This window comes from Oceanisphaera arctica (assembly GCF_002936955.1).
In the GTDB taxonomy this organism is placed as follows: domain Bacteria; phylum Pseudomonadota; class Gammaproteobacteria; order Enterobacterales; family Aeromonadaceae; genus Oceanimonas; species Oceanimonas arctica.
The window spans coordinates 116,356-134,091 of sequence record NZ_MPZM01000005.1 but is presented as its reverse complement, the minus strand read 5'-3'; the positions used below and the strand labels follow the sequence as shown (position 1 = coordinate 134,091).

The following is a 17,736-nucleotide window of genomic DNA, read 5'->3' as shown; positions in this document are numbered from 1 at the left end:
GAGGCATTGCTTGAATGCGAGGCGCATGTTAATGGCTGCTCTGGGAGCTGTCAACACTCAAAACCACTTTGTCAGTGAAATCAGTTTGTTTGCTGCAAGAGTATGCAATAACGGGTGAAATCAGCACCGGTCGGTGTGAAAAAGGGGCGGTAGATCCCATCTGGACTCAGCTGTTGCCGGTTTGCAGAGGAGTCGGAGCAACGCTATCGATTATGAAGTACGACTATATAGATAGGTTATACGGTTTCTGTACGGACCTTGTAATAGTCATGGGTAATGGCTTCAGGTCAGAGAGCCCGGTTACCCCAGAGAGAGCACTTTTGGGGCTTTGGGACAACAATGTCTGGGACATCACAGGTCAGAGGCTTGACCGGATAGCCATAACAGAATGACTTTCAGGCTGGTGCCTGTGGTCGAGGGTGAAGGGAGTATTGAATCCGACTATCCGTTGACGGAGCAGGCCGAACAGGGTGGAGTGGCGGCAACTACTTTTGTAAATCACTGTTACTTTTACATATTCGCTATACGGGTTTGCTAACTATAAGTCACTTATTTTGACAGAGAACAAAAAGGATGTAATTTAGCGAGTTGCAAAATAGGTGCCGGCGGCATGTATATATCAGGACGTCATGAAAGGTATATACATATAGTGGATTTTATTTGATGTTAGTAGGAGTAGGTTTTTTATCTACCCTTTGGTTTCTGGTGGTTTTTTGTCTTGCGTTAGCCTCGGTTTTTAGCGTCTAATTTTTTTTTTGATTTTAATAAAAAATAAACTCAAGTTAATATGTTTGTCATGAAAACAGGCTTATAGTAGTCATACAGAGTTGGCAAAGCCTTGGCTGTAAATTCAGATTTTTTATGCGTTTATTTAACGGGGTATGAACGCGCCGACTTCAATTTTTTAAGCTCAGTACGACACTGATTTTTTAATAGTATAGAAACAAACAAAGGAGTGTTTTGATGTCGGATAAAAAAATTGTGCTGGTTACCGGTGCTGCAGGCGGAATCGGCACAGAAGTGTGTCGCTTGTTCTTAAATAATGGATACAAAGTTGTGGCGACACATCGTCCAGGTAAAGAACAACAAGCAGCCAGCTGGTTGCAAGAAGAAAAACTGGCCGGCAACGACATTCAATTGCTGGCCCTGGATGTCAGTAACCACAAGGCCGTCAGTGAAGTTCTGCCGGAAGCTCTGCGCGAGCTGGGTCGTATCGACGTCCTGGTAAACAATGCCGGCATCACCCGAGACTCCACCTTTAAAAAGATGTCTTGGGATCAGTGGCAGCAAGTCATGGAAACCAACCTCAACAGCCTGTTCAGCGTGACACAGCCTATATTCAACCTGATGTGTGAACAGGGTAGCGGTCGTATTATCAATATTTCTTCAGTCAACGGACTGAAAGGTCAGTATGGCCAGGTAAACTATTCTGCCGCCAAAGCCGGCATGATTGGTTTTACCAAGGCGCTGGCTGCAGAAGGTGCTCGCTTTGGTGTTTGCGTTAACGCCGTCGCCCCCGGTTATACAGCAACACCGATGGTTACTGCTATTCGCGAAGATGTACTGGATTCCATTAAAGCCACCATTCCCATGAAGCGACTGGCAACCACAGAAGAAGTGGCCGGTGCCGTCTTGTATCTGGCGGGTGAACATGGCGGTTACGTTACAGGTGAAACACTGTCGGTAAACGGCGGCCTTTACATGCAGTAAAAGCATGTTAAAGAGTATGTAATAAGTCAAAGTCCCCAGAATTTGTTATTTAAAGAGTGAATATAATTTATGGCTGAATCTGTATACATTGTTGCGGCAAAACGTACACCTATTGGTAGTTTCTGTGGTGCATTGAAAACCATTCCGGCGGCCGAGCTGGCCGGTATTGCCATTAAAGGCGCTTTGGCCCAGGCTGGGCTTGCGGCCGAGCATGTGAACGAAGTGATCGTCGGCAACGTGATCAGCGCTGGCCAGGGCATGGGCATTGGCCGTCAGGCTGCCTTGGCCGCCGGTATTCCGGTTGGCGTTCCTGCTTACAGCCTGAATATGGTCTGTGGTAGTGGCATGAAGACACTGATGGATGCCTGCGCCCATATCAAGGCCGGTGATGCCGATGTGGTCGTGGCCGCCGGTTGTGAAAACATGTCGCAAATTCCTTTCGTGGTGAAAGGCGATCTGCGCAACGGTCACAAGATGGGTGATATGGCGCTGTCCGATCTGCTGATCAACGACGGTCTGACTGACGTATTCAATAAATACCACATGGGCGTGACCGCCGAAAACGTGGTAGCGCAGGAAAATATCAGTCGCGAAGAGCAGGATGCACTGGCTGTTGCCAGCCAGGCGAAGGCAGTGGCAGCCATCGAAGCCGGTCACTTCAAGGCCGAAATCGTGCCGGTAGAAGTGAAAACCCGCAAGGAAACCCTGACGGTTGATACCGATGAGTATCCCAAGGCCGGAACCACGACCGAGTCTCTGGCGCGTTTGCGCCCGGCGTTCAAGTCCGACGGCTCTGTCACCGCTGGTAACGCCTCCGGTATCAACGACGGTGGCAGTGCCATTATTGTGGCCAGCAAGGCGGCAGTAGAAAAATATGGTCTGACGCCGCTGGCGGAAGTGGTCAGCTATGGTCAGGGCGGTATTAACCCCGAAATCATGGGCCTGGGCCCAGTACCGGCTATCGAGCAGGCGCTGACGCGTGCCGGTCTCACCCTGGCACAAATGGAGCGACTGGAGCTTAACGAAGCCTTTGCCGGTCAGGCACTGGGTGTGGTCAAGCAATTGTCCGGCAAACACGACATCGCCGAGCAGGCGCTGCTGGAAAAAACCAATATCAACGGTGGCGCTATCGCCCTGGGTCACCCGCTGGGTGCTTCCGGTAACCGTATTCTGGTGACCTTGCTGTATGAACTGCAGCGTAGCAACAGCTCGCTGGGTCTGGCCTCACTGTGCGTCGGTGGCGGCATGGGCACGGCTGTAGTGTTGAAACGAGTTTAATTGGGTCTGGTTATTAGCTTCTAATATTTAAGGAACAAGTTATGTACACGAATATTTTCCAGAACTTTAACGAGCACTCCGAAAAAACCTTTGCTCCGCTGCTGAAATTCAATCAGCTGGTCGCCAATAACTTTACTGCACTGACCAATCTGCAGCTGGACGCCGCCCGTCAGTATGCGGACATCGGTCTTTCTCAGCTGCAGGTCAGCACTCAGGTGAAAGATGTGCAGGATCTGGTGAGCTGTGGTTCCAAGCAGTTGGAAACCATGACCCGAGTCAGCCAGCAGATGGTAGAAGATGGCAAAAAACTTGCCGAGCTGACGCAGGAATTCAAGTCCGGCCTGGAAGCTTTGGCGGCAGACGCACAGAAAAAATAAAGTCTGTTAAGGGTTAACCCTTCAGCTAGTGCATATTGCAGGGAAGGGGCTTAGCGGCTCCTTCCCGTTGTCGTTGCTGTTGGGTAGGCGAAATCTCTATCAGGGAAAGGCAATGCAACAAAATACGTTTAACAATAGTGACCCCATAGGCCAGTTTTTTAATTGGAATGAAACCATGTGGTCAGAAATGCAAAAGGCCAGAATGGGTGATAACCCGGTAACCGACGCATTATCACAAGTCAATTCCGATGATTTGAAGGTTTTTTACCAGGCGGTTTCAACCAATCCGATGCGACTGCTCGACATGCAGATGCAATGGTGGCAGGGACAGCTGGCTATCTGTCAGAACAGCATGATCAAAAGTATGGATAACAGCACCGAAAGTCTGGTGCAGAACCCTCCCGGTGATCGACGCTTTCAGCATCAGTCCTGGAAAGATGATCCTCACTTTGATTTTATGCGCCAGTCTTACCTGCACTTCGCCAAATCACTCACCGAGATGCTGGAAGTGATCGAAGGCATACCGGAACCGGTTCGCCAGCGGCTGAGTTTTACCTTTCGTCAGACCATCAATGCGCTTGCGCCGACCAACTTCATCTGGAGTAATCCAGAGCTGTTACAGCGCACCCTGGAAGAAAAGGGCGCCAACCTGGTCAAGGGTATAGAGCTGTTTCAGGAAGACATGGCCGCCAGTGCCGATATGCTGAAGATTCGCATGACCCGCCAGGGTGCCTTTACGCTGGGACAGGATCTGGCGACCACGCCGGGTGAAGTGGTGTTCAGAAACGATATTTTCGAGTTGATCCAGTACGGTGCCAGTACCGAGACCGTGCATCAGACACCCTTGTTGGTGATCCCGCCTTTTATCAACAAATTCTATATTCTGGATTTGAAAGAACAGAATTCGCTGGTCGGCTGGCTGCGTGATCAGGGACACACCGTCTTTATCATGTCCTGGCGCAACCCGGGCAAAGAACAAGCCAGCATCGGTTTTCCGGATCTGATCCATTCCGGCACCATGGAAGCCATTCGCGTCATCGAGCAAATCACCACCGAAAAAGAAGTCAACGCCATTGGTTATTGCATCGGTGGTACCTTGCTGGCTTCTACCATGGCCTTGTACGCAGCACGGCGCATGAAGCCCCGCGTGAAGAGCGCTACCTTTCTCACCACGCTGCTGGACTTTACACAGCCCGGTGAAGTCGGGGTCTTCATCAACGATCCCGTGGTGAGCGCTATCGAGAAAATGAGCGAGACACAGGGCTTCTTCGATGGCCGCCAGATGGCAGTGACCTTCAGTCTGTTGCGGGAAAACAGCCTGTACTGGAACTACTACATCGATAACTACCTCAAGGGTGAAGAACCTTCTGACTTCGATATCTTGTACTGGAACAGCGACAGCACCAACCTGAGCGCGGCCTGTGCCAGCTTTCTGCTGCGCGAGCTGTATCTCAACAATCGTCTGAGTCAGTCTGGCGAGGTCAAGGTTGGTAACTTTGGTATCGATCTGGGTAAGGTCAAGACGCCGAGTTACTTCCTGTCTACCAAGGAAGATCATATCGCCCTGTGGGACGCGACCTTCGGTGGCTCTCGTTTGCTCGGTGGTGATACTACCCTGGTACTGGGTGAGTCTGGTCATGTGGCCGGTGTGGTCAATCCTCCGCACAAGAACAAATACGGCTACTGGCTCAGTGATGCCGACTTCGACAGCCCGGATCAGTGGCTGGCGTCGGCCAGGCGGGAAGCGGGCTCCTGGTGGACACACTGGCAACAGTGGGCCACTCCTCATCTTGGAGAGCAATCGGTTCCGGCTCGTGCCGTGGGCTCTGAAGAATGTCCCGGTCTGATGCCGGCCCCGGGTCAGTACGTGCAGCAGACGCTGCCGGTTGAAGACTAAGACGGACCTGCAGGCGATGTGATTAACATCGTTTCAGTAATGTAGTTAACGGGATGGGCGTGAGCCCATCCCGTTTTGCATTCAACTGGCGGTCATTTCGCCAGCATCCGGTTTTTTGGTTGGCAAAACCGGTTATTCCTGCTCTGGCTATTGAGCAGCGGGGGGAGATCATGGATCATGGGCGTTTGATTATGGCATTCCCACGTTCGAGGTGCATGAATGAGTCAGGCGGACCATCGTCCCAGCAATTTTATTCGTCAAATCATTGATGAAGATTTAGCCAGTGGCAAACATCAGTCGGTGCAGACCCGCTTTCCACCCGAGCCGAATGGATATCTGCATATTGGACATGCCAAATCCATCTGTCTGAATTTCGGTATCGCACAGGATTACCAGGGACAGTGTAATCTGCGCTTCGATGACACCAACCCGGAAAAAGAGAGCGTCGAATACGTCGAGTCGATCCAGCGCGATGTGCAATGGTTAGGCTTTGAATGGAGTGGCGACATTCGCTATTCCTCCGACTATTTCGACCGACTGTACGGCTATGCCGTTGAGTTGATCGAGAAAGGTCTGGCCTATGTCGATGAGTTGACCCCCGAGCAGATACGCGAGCATCGCGGTACCCTGACCTCTCCGGGTCGCGACAGCCCTTATCGGGATCGTCCGGTTGAGGAAAACCTGAGTCTGTTTACCCGCATGCGCAACGGTGAGTTTGCGGAAGGCACTGCCTGTCTGCGGGCCAAAATCGACATGGCGTCACCCTTTATGGTACTGCGCGATCCCGTGCTGTACCGGGTCCGTTTCGTCCACCATCATCAGACCGGTGACAAGTGGTGCATCTACCCGATGTACGACTTTACCCACTGTATTTCGGACGCCATCGAAGGCATCAGCCATTCGCTGTGCACCCTGGAGTTTCAGGATAACCGTCGTCTCTATGACTGGGTGCTGGATAACATCAGTATCGGGTGCCACCCGCGGCAGTACGAGTTCTCTAGGCTCAATCTGGAATACACAGTGATGTCCAAGCGCAAGCTCAACCAGCTGGTGACCGAGGGTCATGTGGAGGGCTGGGATGATCCGCGTATGCCGACTATCTCCGGTTTGCGTCGTCGCGGTTATACCTCGGCTTCCATCCGTGAGTTCTGCCAGCGCATCGGCGTAACCAAGCAGGATAACACGGTGGAAATGAGCATGCTGGAAGCCTGTATTCGTGACGATCTGAATGACAATGCTCCGCGTGCCATGGCCGTATTGCGGCCGGTGCGGCTGGTCATCGAAAATCTGGCCGAGGATCATGAAGAAACGCTGACGGCGCCCCGGCATCCGAACAAGCCGGACATGGGTACCCGCGAGCTACCCTTTACCCGCGACATCTATATAGATGAAGCAGACTTCCGTGAAGAAGCCAACAAGAAGTACAAGCGGTTGGTGCTGGGCAAGGAAGTGCGGTTGCGTAATGCGTATGTGATCAAGGCCGAGCGGGTAGAAAAAGACGCTGATGGTAACATCATGACCATTTTCTGCAGCTACGATCCCGACACCCTGGGCAAGGATCCGGCCGACGGTCGCAAGGTCAAGGGCGTGATCCACTGGGTGTCGGCCCGTCATGGGGTGCCTGCCGAGGTGCGTCTGTATGACCGGTTATTCAATGTACCCAACCCGGGTGCCGCCGAGTCGTTTGAACAGGCGCTGAATCCGGGTTCGTTACAGGTGCTGAGCGGCGCCGTGGTTGAGCCGTCATTGTGTCAGGCCGAGCCTGAGCATGCGTTCCAGTTTGAGCGCGAAGGGTACTTCTGCCGTGATAGCAAGGCTGAAGGCATGGTGTTCAACCTGACGGTGGCACTGCGTGATTCCTGGGGCAAGGAAGAGGGCTAATACCAACCATAAAAAAAGCCGCAGTAAACTGCGGCTTTTTTAATATTGATGGTTGCCCATTAACTATTTTCGTCATTATGGTTGCATTCATCGTTCAGGCAGTGTCCATACAGGTACAGGCTATGATTGGTTAGCTTGATATTGTAATGAGCGGCAATGTCGCGCTGACGCTGCTCTATGGTCTCGTCGTGGAACTCGATGACCTTGCCACAGTCGAGGCACACCAGATGATCATGATGTTCCTGGGTGGCCAGTTCAAATACCGATTTTCCACCTTCGAAATGGTGACGGGCTACAATGCCGGCGTCGTCGAACTGATTCAGTACTCGATAAACGGTAGCCAAGCCAATCTCTTCACCCTGTTCAATCAGTAGCTTGTACAGATCTTCCGCACTGACGTGCTGGGTTTCGGGTTGCTGCAGCAACTCAAGAATCTTCACGCGGGGGAGCGTGACTTTGAGACCTGCTTTTTTCAGAGCTTGATTATTGTCAGCCATAAGAATAATGTTTCGCATTTCGTTTGGTTATTGCTTTCATTGTGCTTGTTCCCGACCCTAAAGGCAACCGCAATCTGGCCTTGCCATCAGAGCCATGGACCTGGCAAGAAGCCTGCCCATTCCTGCTTATCTTTGTTAATATCTGACATAGCCATACTGGTCGGATGAGATTAATGAAACTGATATTTTCCTGCCCTCGATTACTGAAAAAACTCTTTAACTGCTGGCCGCCTTTCTGGGGGGCTGGTATCCGCATCGAACAGCTCAGCAGTGATTACAGTTACTGCCGGGTAGGGCTGGTACTGCGTTGGTGGAATAAAAATGCTAACGGTACCCAGTATGGTGGCAGCCTGTTTTCGATGACGGATCCTGCCTACTCGATGTTGTTGATGGCATTGCTGGGGCCGGATTATCAGGTGTGGGACAGAGCCGCCAGCATTACTTTTATCAAGCCGGGCAGGGGGCGAGTCTATGCTGATATTCATTTGAGTCGAGAGCGGCTGGATGACATACTTAATGCGACCGAAGGTGGCGACAAATATTTTCCGCATTTCCGCATCAATATCGTGGATGAACAGGGAAATTTGGTCGCCGAAGTCGAGCGTACCCTCTATGTGCGTAAAAAATGAACAAATTGATGATGTATCAGGATCTTAAGCAAAATTTCCTACTGTCATGATTTGTAAAATAATTTGCGATAAGCAGGGAACTTCGTCCATACTTAGCTTGCCTAAGTGGTCTTTTTGACTCCCATACAAACAAGGAGCTTGTAATGCGTAATAAAATGATGTTGGTTGGTGGTGTTGTTGGTACTCTGCTGCTGGCAGGTTGTAGCTCTACCGACGCTCTGGAAACCAAAATGGATAGCCTGGCTCAGGACGTACAAGCCGTTCAGCAAGGCCAGCAAATGAACTCTGCCAAGATCGATCGTCTGGCTGCCGACGTTGCCGAAGCCCGTGCTTCTGCCGACCGCGCCAACTCTCGTCTGGATCAGATGGGCCGTTACACCAAGTAATTTGGTGGTACGGAAAAAAAAGCCTGGCGTGAGCCAGGCTTTTTTATGTCTGTCATCCCGTGACGGGGCTTAGGGTAACTGCCCTACCAGTTGCGGCATACCTTGCTGGTTCTGGATTACCTGCTCAATCAGTTTACGGTCTGCTCCCTGTTCCAGCAGTGGCATCAGCGCCGTCATATCCAGCGGCCGATCATCGGCCAGGCCTTCGGGTGTCAGTGGCTCGTGGGCTTCAACAAAGGTCTGACCGTATTGATCGGTACTGACCTTGAGTGCCTGATTAACGACTTGCACCTGGGTGCCGCTGTCGACCTGAGCAAACAGCCATTCCACATGCTCAGGGTACATACGAATACAACCGGCGCTCGCACGCAAACCCACATCCAGCGGGTCATTGGTGCCGTGGATCAGATATTCACCGCTGCCGTAGGCCAGACGCATGGCATACTCACCCAGAGGGTTATCGGGCCCTGCGGGAACCACTGCCGGCAATGGCTTACCTTTTGCTTCATACTCGCGTCGGGTGGTGGCGGTCGGCGTCCAGGTCGGATTCTTGCGCATCTGGCTGATACGGGTGATCATCTCCGGGGTGGCCCGGCCGACCCGGCCGATACCGATGGGAAACACATAAACTTCACCACCTTGCTCCGGGTAGTAGTAAAGTCTCAACTCGGCAAGATTGATGACGATGCCTTTGGTTTCTGCCCGGGGCAGTAACAGTTGGTTGGGAATCACCACCTGTTGCCCCGGTTTCAGCAGAAACAGGTCCTGCTCCGGGTTGGCAGCCAGCATCAATATCGGGCTGACGCCGTAATAGCGTGCCAGACTGGCCAGGGTGTCACCTTCCTGAGCGGTGTGCAGCAGTATCTGCCCTACCGGCTGTCCCCTGTCTTCCGGAAGGGGGAGTGGATTGATGTTGGCTTGGGCCAGAGCGGCCGGCAGCAACAGTATCAACAGTAAAACACTTAACCTTTTCATCTGTGTTCTCGTGAGTATGTTTGGGTGATTGAATAACGGTCATCGTATCATGGATACAAAAAAGGGACGCGTCCACCGCATCCCTTAGTAGACCTGAGTAACAGGCTTAAGCTTCCAGCTCCTTCAGGCACATTTCTTCATATACCTGTTTGCACCAGTCTTTTACCCGGTTCTGAGTTAGCTCGGGCTGGCGATCTTCGTCGATGCCCAGACCAATGAAGTGGGCGTCGTCCACCAGGGCGCGAGAGGCTTCAAAGTCGTAGCCTTCGGTCGGCCAGTGGCCAACGATAATAGCGCCCTTGGGCTCGATGATCTCACGCAGAGTGCCCATGGCATCGAGGAAATATTCGGCGTAGTCTTCCTGATCACCACAACCGAACAGTGCCACCAGCTTGTCGTTGAAGTCGATGTTCTCCAGCTCCGGGAAGAAGTCGTCCCAGTCAGCTTGGGATTCACCGTAGTACCAGGTCGGAATACCCAGCAGCAGCAGATCGAAGCCGGCGATGTCCTCTTTGGTGCTCTTGGCGATGTCGTGCACCTCTATCAGATGCTTGCCCAGCTCTTTCTGGATCATCTTGGCCACGGCTTCGGTGTTGCCGGTGTCACTTCCAAAAAACAGACCTACACTTGCCATAATAATGCTGTACCTGTCGAAAATGTGGATGGTCAGGCCGCCCGGCCTAATTGCTGTCCTGCTGCTCAAGCTGTTGCAACAGCATGGCTTGGATCAATTCGGCCCGGCTGAGCTGTTGCTCTGCGGCCAGTAAGTTCAATCTGCTCAACAATTGTTCGTCTACTTTCAGCTCTATGCGCCGAAGACCGCGCTCGCGATCGCGCTTGAGCTGATTGCGCTTGTTGAGTTTGAGTTGGGCTTCCCGGGGCAGGGGATTGGTCTTGGGCCTGCCGCGCCGGCGTTCGTCGGCGAACAAGTCCAGCGTGGTTCTATCTGTATCTTGCTTGGCCATGAATTAACCGACACCGCCTCCTTCCCAGACGGCCTCGATAATGCCCTTGGCCACAAAGCCGGCACAGCCCAGAAACAGGACAGTCCAGACGATGTAACGACCAAATTTGGGTACCTTGCCTCGTTTGAGTACATCCTGAATAGCCAGTCCGATCAACAGGAATATCGCCACGAAAAACAGTTTGAGACCGAGGCTCTCCAGTAGCTCGATTTGTTCCAATGACATCATGTTGTCCGACCCTGTAAATTGATCGCCACTATATCACAAAGGATTTGAGCCTGTTAACTGGCCTCGGCCAGGAAATCCAGCACCAGACGATTGAACAGCTGGGGCTTTTCCGCATGCAGCCAGTGACCGGTTCCCGGGATTACCTTGGCCCTGGCCTGGGGGAACTGTTGTGCTACCTGCGGCTGGTGCTCGGGCAGCAGATAGTCGGACTCGCCCCCCTTGATAAACAACACAGGGCCCGGGTAAGGCTGGCTGACCCCGGGCCAGCTCATGATGTTGCGATAATGATGGAACAACACCGGCAGGTTGAAGCGCCAGGGATCGCGGTTATAGGGGACAAAGGATTTCAACAGAAACTGGCGGACCCCGGCAATGTTCACATGACGGCTCAGCACCTCGTCGGCGGTTTTTCGGTCACGGCAACCGGCCTCGGTCACGGCCTGTAACCCCTTGAATACCTCATCATGCCGGGCCTGGGTATAGGCCACTGGCGCTATGTCGGCCACCACCAGACCACCAATGGCGGCAGGTGCCAGCCCGGCGGCCATCATGGCAATCTTGCCACCCATGGAATGCCCGACCAGCATGGGGCGCTCGAGTTGCAGCTGCTCGATCAGGCGCAGAATGTCTTCGGCCATGTCGTGATAATGCATCTGGTCACTGCGCGGTGACAAACCGTGATTGCGTACATCCACGGCGATAACGTCGAAGTGCTCGGACAACGATTTGCTGAGTCCGTTCAGGTTATCCAGGCTGCCGAACAGACCGTGGATCACGATCACCGGTCGACCTTGCCCCTGGCGGCGAAAATTCAGTTGCATATGTATTTCCAGACGAGGAATCAAGGACGATATTGTTGCCTGCCGATGTCGGCGGCGCAACCCGCTTGGGCCCATCGCCTGCACCATGTATAATCAGACTCCGTCATTGGGAGTGGACATGCCAGAAAACATGATGAAAACCATAGAGGTGGATGAAGATCTTTATCGTTATATTGCCAGCAACACCCAGCATATCGGTGAAAGTGCCTCGGATATTTTACGGCGCCTGCTGAAGCTGGACTCGACGTCGGCTAATCCGCGGGAGCCTGCTGCTGCGGTAGCGCCCGTTGTCGAGGCGGGTCGGGGTGTAGAACAGATGCTCGATGGTGGTGAGTTGGCGGACCAGGAGTCTGCCATCGACCGCTTCATGCATATCCTGTCGGTGTTGTATCGAGAAAATCCGATGGCCTTCTCTCAGGCCAGCGATATCAAGGGACGCAAACGTATTTATTTTGCCGACGACGAAGCGGCGCTGTTGGCCAGTGGTAATACCACCAAGCCCAAAGCCATCGAAGGCAGCCCTTACTGGGTGATTACCAACACCAATACCGGTCGCAAACGCAATATTGTGGCTCAGCTGATGGCGGCCATGGGTTATCCCCACGGATTGATCGAACGCGTGTGCCACAGCATTTAAAACCAGCGTAAGCAAAAGGACCATTGTTATGGGCATAGTTATGAGCACCGATATGAGCACAGATCTGTTATGAGCACACATCCCAGAGCCGGCATGCCGGCCAACGCCGCCGAACTGGTGAATGTTCCCCGGCTGATGTCGGCCTATTACCAGCTGCAGCCCGATGTGGAGCAGGCGGCGCAGCGGGTTGCCTTCGGTACCTCGGGGCATCGGGGTTGTGCCCTGGATCTCAGCTTCAATGAGATGCATATCCATGCCATCTGTCAGGCCATTGCCGATTACCGCCGCCAGCTGGGTCTGACTGGCCCGCTGTTTCTGGGCATGGATACCCATGCGCTGTCGGAAGCGGCTTGGGGATCGGCGCTCGAAGTGCTGACGGCCAATAAGGTGGAAGTCAGAATTCAGCCGGAGCGGGGCTATACGCCGACGCCGGTGGTGTCTCATGCCATTCTGACTCACAACAGAGCCCATCCCGATGCGCTGGCGGACGGCATCGTGATCACCCCCTCTCACAATCCCCCCCGGGATGGTGGCATCAAATACAATGGTCCCGACGGTGGTCCGGCATCAAGCGAGGCTACCGGCTGGATCCAGGACAGAGCCAACGCGCTGATTGCAGCTCATGGTGACGGTATTCGTACCCAGCCACTGGCAACGGCATTGGTCCAGGCTATTCCCTTCGATTATATAGCGAACTATGTCGCAGAGCTGGGGGACGTGGTGAACATGGCCGCGATTCGTGACGCCGGCATTCGCATCGGTATCGACCCCCTGGGCGGTGCGGGTCTGGCCTACTGGCCGCATATCGCCGTACGTTACGGTCTGGATATCACCGTGGTCAACCCATGCCAGGAGCCCACCTTTTCCTTCATGACCCTGGATCATGACGGCAAGATCCGCATGGACTGCTCCAGCCCTTACTCCATGGCCAACCTGCTGGCGATGAAGGATGATTTCGATATCGCCTGCGGTAATGATCCCGATTACGACCGTCATGGCATCGTCGACGCAGACGGTCTGATGAACCCCAATCATTATCTGGCGGTGTGTATTCATTATCTGTTCACCCACAGGCCGGACTGGTCGCCGAGTCTGGCGGTGGGCAAGACCCTGGTGTCTTCCTCCATGATCGACCGGGTGGCGGCCCAGCTGGGACGCCGGCTGATGGAAGTACCGGTCGGTTTCAAGTGGTACGTCAAGGATCTGATGGACGGTCAATTGGGCTTTGTCGGGGAAGAAAGCGCCGGTGCTTCCTTTTTAAGGATGAACGGCGAAGTATGGAGTACCGATAAAGACGGCTTTATTCCTTCTTTACTGGCGGCGGAAATACTGGCGGTCACCGGGCTGACACCGCACCGCTATTATGCGCAGCTGGTGGCCGAACTGGGGCAGCCGGTGTATCGCCGCGTCGATGCGCCCGCGACCCCGGCCCAGAAGCAGGTTCTGGCGAAGCTGGATGCCGATGCCATCGATGCCGACACCTTGGCCGGAGACGCCATTATCGCGCGCTTGACCAAGGCGCCGGGTAACGGGGCCGCCATTGGCGGGCTCAAGGTGGTGACCGAGCAGGGCTGGTTTGCGGCTCGTCCCAGCGGCACCGAGCAGGTCTACAAGATCTATGCGGAAAGCTTTAGGGGCGAGGCTCACCTCGAGACCCTGATCCAGGAAGCACAAGAGCTGGTCAGCGCCACCTTCGCCAAGGCCGGCGTTTAACCGATCGATCAAGGGGCAGCCATGCAGCCCCTTTCAGCTCAATGACAAAACAGGGTAGGTCATCTCCGCGAAGGCGGAGACCCAGGGCATAGGGCACTGGATTCTCGCCTTCGCGGGAATGACGGCAGAAGACCCTGGTGCTTTGTTTTCAGTCTACTTTGACTTGTCCTCGATTTTCCACTCCCAGCCATTCTTTCCGTGTTTATTTTTCAGTCTCATCGCAGCCTGTGCAAGATGCATAATCATACGGAGATGGCGTTCATAACTGCATGAATCATCATCATTTATGACCGTTTAAATCATTCTGATCCTTTGCCAGCCTCATTTCCCTCCACCTTGCAAGCGCACGGACTGCGCCATCGCTAGACTTTAGTACTGCAATCGTGTCTTATCACAATCTGATATTTTGATTTTATCGGTATTATTGGAGGTAAATGTGAACGGAAGCCGGCTCGATGACTTTTTAGCGCTCAGCAGGGCGAACCCCTGGGAGCTTGCTCCCTTTCAGGAATCGTTGCCCGATGGCAGCCAGGTTCAGGTATGGGATACCGGGGTTATTTGTATCGAGCCGGCGGTGCCGGGAAACCGGGATCTGGTGCTGTCTTGCGGTATACACGGTAATGAAACCGCGCCCATCGAGCTGTGCGAACGGCTGCTGAACGCCATACTGAGCGGTCGTTTACCTTGTCGGCAGCGACTGCTGTTTATCTTCGGTAATCTGGCGGCGATGAATCTGGGTGTGCGTGAAGTGGAAGAAAACCTCAACCGGCTGTTTTCCGGCGCCCATGCCCGGGGTGAACGGCGTAATAACGAGCGCGAGCGGGCGGACCGGCTGGAGCAGTACGTCACGCGTTTCTTTCAGGCCCGGGACGGCGCCGAACGACTGCATTACGATCTGCACACCGCGATCCGGCCGTCGGCACACGAAAAATTCGCCATCTATCCCTTCACTCACGGTGCGCCTTACAGCCGCCGGCAGCTGGCTTTTCTGTGCAGCAGCGGGGTCGATACCATACTGCTGGCTCATGGCCCGACCACCACCTTCAGTTATTTCAGTGCCCAGAGCTTCGGCGCCCATGCCTTTACCGTGGAGCTGGGCAAGGTGATGCCCTTTGGACAGAACGACGCCCGCCGCTTTGCCGCCATGGAGCGTAATCTGGAACACTTGATCGGAGAGCCCGCCTGGCGACCGCCCGTGCTTGACCTTGACCAGGTTCGCGTCTTCAGGGTATGCCAGGAAATTATCAAGCAGAGTGAACAATTCTGTTTTCAGTTTTCCGACTCGGTGGCCAACTTCAGTGCCTTTTCGGCCGGTGCCCTGCTGGCCGAGGACGGCGAGCAGCAATGGCATGTCCGTGAGTCGGAAGAGGCGGTGGTGTTCCCCAATGCCGGTGTAGCCAAGGGGCAGCGGGCCGCACTGATGGTATCGGCCGTTGAACTCACCGCCGATATGCTAGAGTAAATCGATGCCGCATGGAGCCAGAAAAAACTGCCAGAAAAACAGACGCTGAAAAGGGGAGGGAGAGCACGGATGCGACATACTGTGTAATATTTCTATGTTTTTTGTGAACAAAATGTAGATTTATGGTGTCGGTCTGTGTAATTATTTTTGTGCTGAAGATAAAAGACAGACAAACCACGGCCTCGTTTAAATGAATAAAAATCAGGACGTCATACTTCAAGAATGTGAGGGAATCACGAATATGAAGCAACTCAGTAAGCGCGTTTTCACCATCTCCGCTCTGGCCCTGGCCGTTTCTGCCGCCCCCCAGGTGAGCGCCGCCATCTGGTCTGATACCTATGTCGGCTACCGTTACGGCTCTGATTTTACCGAGCCAAGTAATCCCAACGATGTAGAAAAACATGTGCTGCAGCTGACTCACGCCAGCGGCTACGCCTACGGCCAGAACTTCTTCAATCTGGATATTCTGCAGTCTGACGATATGGACCCGGCTAATGGTAGTGCTCGTGGCGAGGGTGACGGCGCAATGGAGGCTTATCTGACCTACCGCCACCAGCTGCACCTGGGCAAGGTGCTGGACAAGGATCTGAGCTTCGGTCCGGTCAAGGAAGTGGCACTGAGCGCCGGCTTTGACCTCAATACCAAGAACACTCAATTTGCACCGCGCAAACAGCTGTTGGTAGTGGGGCCGACCCTGAAGTTCGGGTTACCCAAGGGCTTTGCCGATCTGAGCCTGTTCTATGCCTACGAGCGGAACCACTGCGGGGCTCCCTTCTGCCAACAGAGCGATATCAGCTTCGACCCTTATTATGTGATCAACCTGGCCTGGGGTGTGCCGTTTAATGCCGGCCCAGTACCGATGAAATTCCAAGGTTTCGGTAATTATAACGGCGCCAAGGGTGAGGATTACAACTTTAACGAAACCAAACCCGAAGTGCTGGTACGTACCTCGCTGATGGTTGATGTAGGTCAGCTGGCCTTCGACAAGAGCAACACCCTGTGGGCCGGTGTGGGCTATGAATACTGGGACAACAAGTTTGGTAACCACGGCAAGGATGGTGTCGATACCCGTGCGCCGACCTTCAATATGGAATGGCATTTCTAAGCCGAGCTCAGTCTCTGCGATATCTGTCCCCATAAAAAAAGAGCGCCTCGGCGCTCTTTTTGCTTTTTTACGCTGGCGTTATGACGACTCGTTCGCTCGACTTTCAGCGGTGGCCGATGCCGCCGGGCTGGCCACAGGTTGATCGGCGATCTTGGCCACCTTGGGACCGAAGGGGTAGCGGCGATGGGTAAAGATATAGTGATACAGGCTGGCAAAGCCGACCATGAAGAGACTGCCGATCAGGGTAGGCACCATGAAGTCCAGCGGTGGCAGGTGGGCGCCGGACAGATAAATCAGAATCGGGTTGGCCCCCGCCGGCGGATGCAGGGTGTCGGTCAGTACCATCAGGGTGATGCCGAGGCCAAAGCTGGTGGCCAGCCCCAGCATGGGGTCGGGTATCAGCGCCATGCCGAGCACGGCAATGCCGGTGGTAAGCAGATGGCCCAGAATGACGTTTTTGGGGCGAGACAGCGGGGCAGAAGGCAACAGCAGCAGCAGCACCAGGGTGGCGCCCAGCGGGGCGCTCAGCACCATCAAATGGGCCCAGCTTTTCAGGTAACTCAATAAAATAACGGCGACAAAGGCCGCCAGGCCGGCGAGGGTGGCGTCGCGCAGTCGGTGTTTGAAGTGCATAAAACCTCGATGATGGAAAAGATGGAGTGTGCGAAACTCGAGCAGCGGAGAGAAAGTGTATTCAAAATGCATAAAGAATAAAAGGTACGGCTGCTACTCTGAAGTTATAACTGGGCACCCCAATCTGACACCGGAGGCGATATGAACGAGCATGAGTCATTACGCAAGGCTCTGTCCTGGCTGCTGGAACAGCCCCAGCTGGATCAAGAGACGATTGCCGAGGCAAGCCGGCATTTCGACTTGTCTCCGGTCGATGAGGAGTTTCTGCACCGCTATTTTATCGAGGAACAGCAACGTCGGGCCGATATTCAGTCAAAAAACACCCGGAATGATGATTTAGACAGCAGTTGAATCCTGACCTGTTTACAGCGGCCATCGGGTTCAGTATTATTCACGGCGTTCGGAGGGGTGGCAGAGTGGTTGAATGCACCGGTCTTGAAAACCGGCATGGGTTTATAGCCCATCCAGGGTTCAAATCCCTGCTCCTCCGCCATATAGAAAAAGAAAACGCCGCCTGGTTCACACCAGGCGGCGTTTTTCGT

General features: G+C 53.8%; 19 protein-coding genes and 1 tRNA gene. 13 read left to right on the top strand and 7 right to left on the bottom strand.

Going from position 1 to position 17,736, the window contains the following annotated elements:
* Positions 1-963: 963 nt before the first annotated feature.
* From phbB to glnS, 5 genes are all read left to right on the top strand, one after another.
* The gene (gene phbB / locus UN63_RS04225) at positions 964-1,710 is read left to right on the top strand and encodes an acetoacetyl-CoA reductase (RefSeq protein WP_104485526.1); all 747 of its coding nucleotides are present in this window, start codon (positions 964-966) and stop codon (positions 1,708-1,710) included.
* 69 nt (positions 1,711-1,779) lie between these two features.
* Positions 1,780-2,988, top strand: coding sequence for an acetyl-CoA C-acetyltransferase (locus UN63_RS04220; RefSeq protein WP_104485525.1), 1,209 nt, complete (start codon positions 1,780-1,782; stop codon positions 2,986-2,988).
* A gap of 41 nt (positions 2,989-3,029) precedes the next feature.
* The gene (locus UN63_RS04215) at positions 3,030-3,365 is read left to right on the top strand and encodes a phasin family protein (RefSeq protein ID WP_104485524.1); all 336 of its coding nucleotides are present in this window, start codon (positions 3,030-3,032) and stop codon (positions 3,363-3,365) included.
* Positions 3,366-3,540: 175 nt separating this feature from the next.
* Positions 3,541-5,262 (top strand): class I poly(R)-hydroxyalkanoic acid synthase, encoded by a 1,722-nt coding sequence (gene phaC / locus UN63_RS04210; RefSeq protein ID WP_229793505.1) that lies wholly within the window; start codon positions 3,541-3,543, stop codon positions 5,260-5,262.
* Between the two features lie 219 nt (positions 5,263-5,481).
* Positions 5,482-7,143 carry a glutamine--tRNA ligase gene (gene glnS, locus UN63_RS04205; protein ID WP_104485522.1) on the top strand — a complete coding sequence of 554 codons (1,662 nt, stop codon included), beginning with the start codon at positions 5,482-5,484 and terminating at the stop codon, positions 7,141-7,143.
* Positions 7,144-7,202: 59 nt separating this feature from the next.
* On the opposite strand, the gene fur is transcribed toward glnS, so the two are convergent.
* Positions 7,203-7,640, bottom strand: a complete 438-nt coding sequence (gene fur, locus UN63_RS04200; RefSeq protein ID WP_104485537.1) for a ferric iron uptake transcriptional regulator — start codon at positions 7,638-7,640, stop codon at positions 7,203-7,205.
* 173 nt (positions 7,641-7,813) lie between these two features.
* On the opposite strand from fur, the gene UN63_RS04195 reads away from it, so the two are divergent.
* Entirely contained in the window at positions 7,814-8,269 is a 456-nt protein-coding gene (locus tag UN63_RS04195) for a DUF4442 domain-containing protein (protein ID WP_104485521.1), read from the top strand.
* Between the two features lie 143 nt (positions 8,270-8,412).
* Positions 8,413-8,655 carry an LPP leucine zipper domain-containing protein gene (locus UN63_RS04190; RefSeq protein ID WP_104485520.1) on the top strand — a complete coding sequence of 81 codons (243 nt, stop codon included), beginning with the start codon at positions 8,413-8,415 and terminating at the stop codon, positions 8,653-8,655.
* A gap of 69 nt (positions 8,656-8,724) precedes the next feature.
* On the opposite strand, the gene UN63_RS04185 is transcribed toward UN63_RS04190, so the two are convergent.
* The 5 genes from UN63_RS04185 to UN63_RS04165 all read right to left on the bottom strand — a co-directional run bounded on the left by UN63_RS04185 (position 8,725) and on the right by UN63_RS04165 (position 11,644).
* Positions 8,725-9,630, bottom strand: a complete 906-nt coding sequence (locus UN63_RS04185; protein ID WP_104485519.1) for a L,D-transpeptidase family protein — start codon at positions 9,628-9,630, stop codon at positions 8,725-8,727.
* Between the two features lie 106 nt (positions 9,631-9,736).
* A complete protein-coding gene (gene fldA / locus UN63_RS04180) occupies positions 9,737-10,264 on the bottom strand; it encodes a flavodoxin FldA (RefSeq protein ID WP_104485518.1) in 528 nt (175 codons plus the stop codon).
* Between the two features lie 46 nt (positions 10,265-10,310).
* The gene (gene ybfE, locus UN63_RS04175; protein ID WP_104485517.1) at positions 10,311-10,595 is read right to left on the bottom strand and encodes a LexA regulated protein; all 285 of its coding nucleotides are present in this window, start codon (positions 10,593-10,595) and stop codon (positions 10,311-10,313) included.
* Positions 10,596-10,598: 3 nt separating this feature from the next.
* On the bottom strand, positions 10,599-10,820 hold the full coding sequence (locus tag UN63_RS04170; RefSeq protein WP_104485536.1) for a DUF2788 domain-containing protein: 222 nt from the start codon (positions 10,818-10,820) through the stop codon (positions 10,599-10,601).
* A 56-nt stretch (positions 10,821-10,876) separates the two neighbouring features.
* The gene (locus UN63_RS04165; protein WP_104485516.1) at positions 10,877-11,644 is read right to left on the bottom strand and encodes an alpha/beta fold hydrolase; all 768 of its coding nucleotides are present in this window, start codon (positions 11,642-11,644) and stop codon (positions 10,877-10,879) included.
* Positions 11,645-11,777: 133 nt separating this feature from the next.
* Here UN63_RS04165 and seqA point away from each other — a divergent pair, with 133 nt between their 5' ends.
* From seqA to UN63_RS04145, 4 genes are all read left to right on the top strand, one after another.
* Positions 11,778-12,281, top strand: coding sequence for a replication initiation negative regulator SeqA (seqA, locus tag UN63_RS04160; RefSeq protein WP_104485535.1), 504 nt, complete (start codon positions 11,778-11,780; stop codon positions 12,279-12,281).
* A gap of 69 nt (positions 12,282-12,350) precedes the next feature.
* A complete protein-coding gene (pgm, locus tag UN63_RS04155) occupies positions 12,351-13,994 on the top strand; it encodes a phosphoglucomutase (alpha-D-glucose-1,6-bisphosphate-dependent) (RefSeq protein ID WP_104485515.1) in 1,644 nt (547 codons plus the stop codon).
* A gap of 436 nt (positions 13,995-14,430) precedes the next feature.
* Positions 14,431-15,456: a succinylglutamate desuccinylase gene (astE, locus tag UN63_RS04150; protein WP_104485514.1), complete on the top strand. Its 1,026-nt coding sequence runs from the start codon at positions 14,431-14,433 to the stop codon at positions 15,454-15,456.
* 241 nt (positions 15,457-15,697) lie between these two features.
* Complete coding sequence (locus UN63_RS04145; protein WP_104485513.1) at positions 15,698-16,561, top strand: hypothetical protein; 864 nt, start codon at positions 15,698-15,700, stop codon at positions 16,559-16,561.
* Positions 16,562-16,639: 78 nt separating this feature from the next.
* Here UN63_RS04145 and UN63_RS04140 read toward each other — a convergent pair whose 3' ends face one another.
* Positions 16,640-17,194, bottom strand: a complete 555-nt coding sequence (locus UN63_RS04140; protein WP_104485512.1) for an HPP family protein — start codon at positions 17,192-17,194, stop codon at positions 16,640-16,642.
* Positions 17,195-17,335: 141 nt separating this feature from the next.
* Here UN63_RS04140 and UN63_RS04135 point away from each other — a divergent pair, with 141 nt between their 5' ends.
* A complete protein-coding gene (locus UN63_RS04135) occupies positions 17,336-17,545 on the top strand; it encodes a hypothetical protein (RefSeq protein ID WP_104485511.1) in 210 nt (69 codons plus the stop codon).
* Between the two features lie 51 nt (positions 17,546-17,596).
* A tRNA-Ser gene (locus tag UN63_RS04130) sits at positions 17,597-17,687 on the top strand.
* The last annotated feature ends 49 nt before the right edge of the window (positions 17,688-17,736 follow it).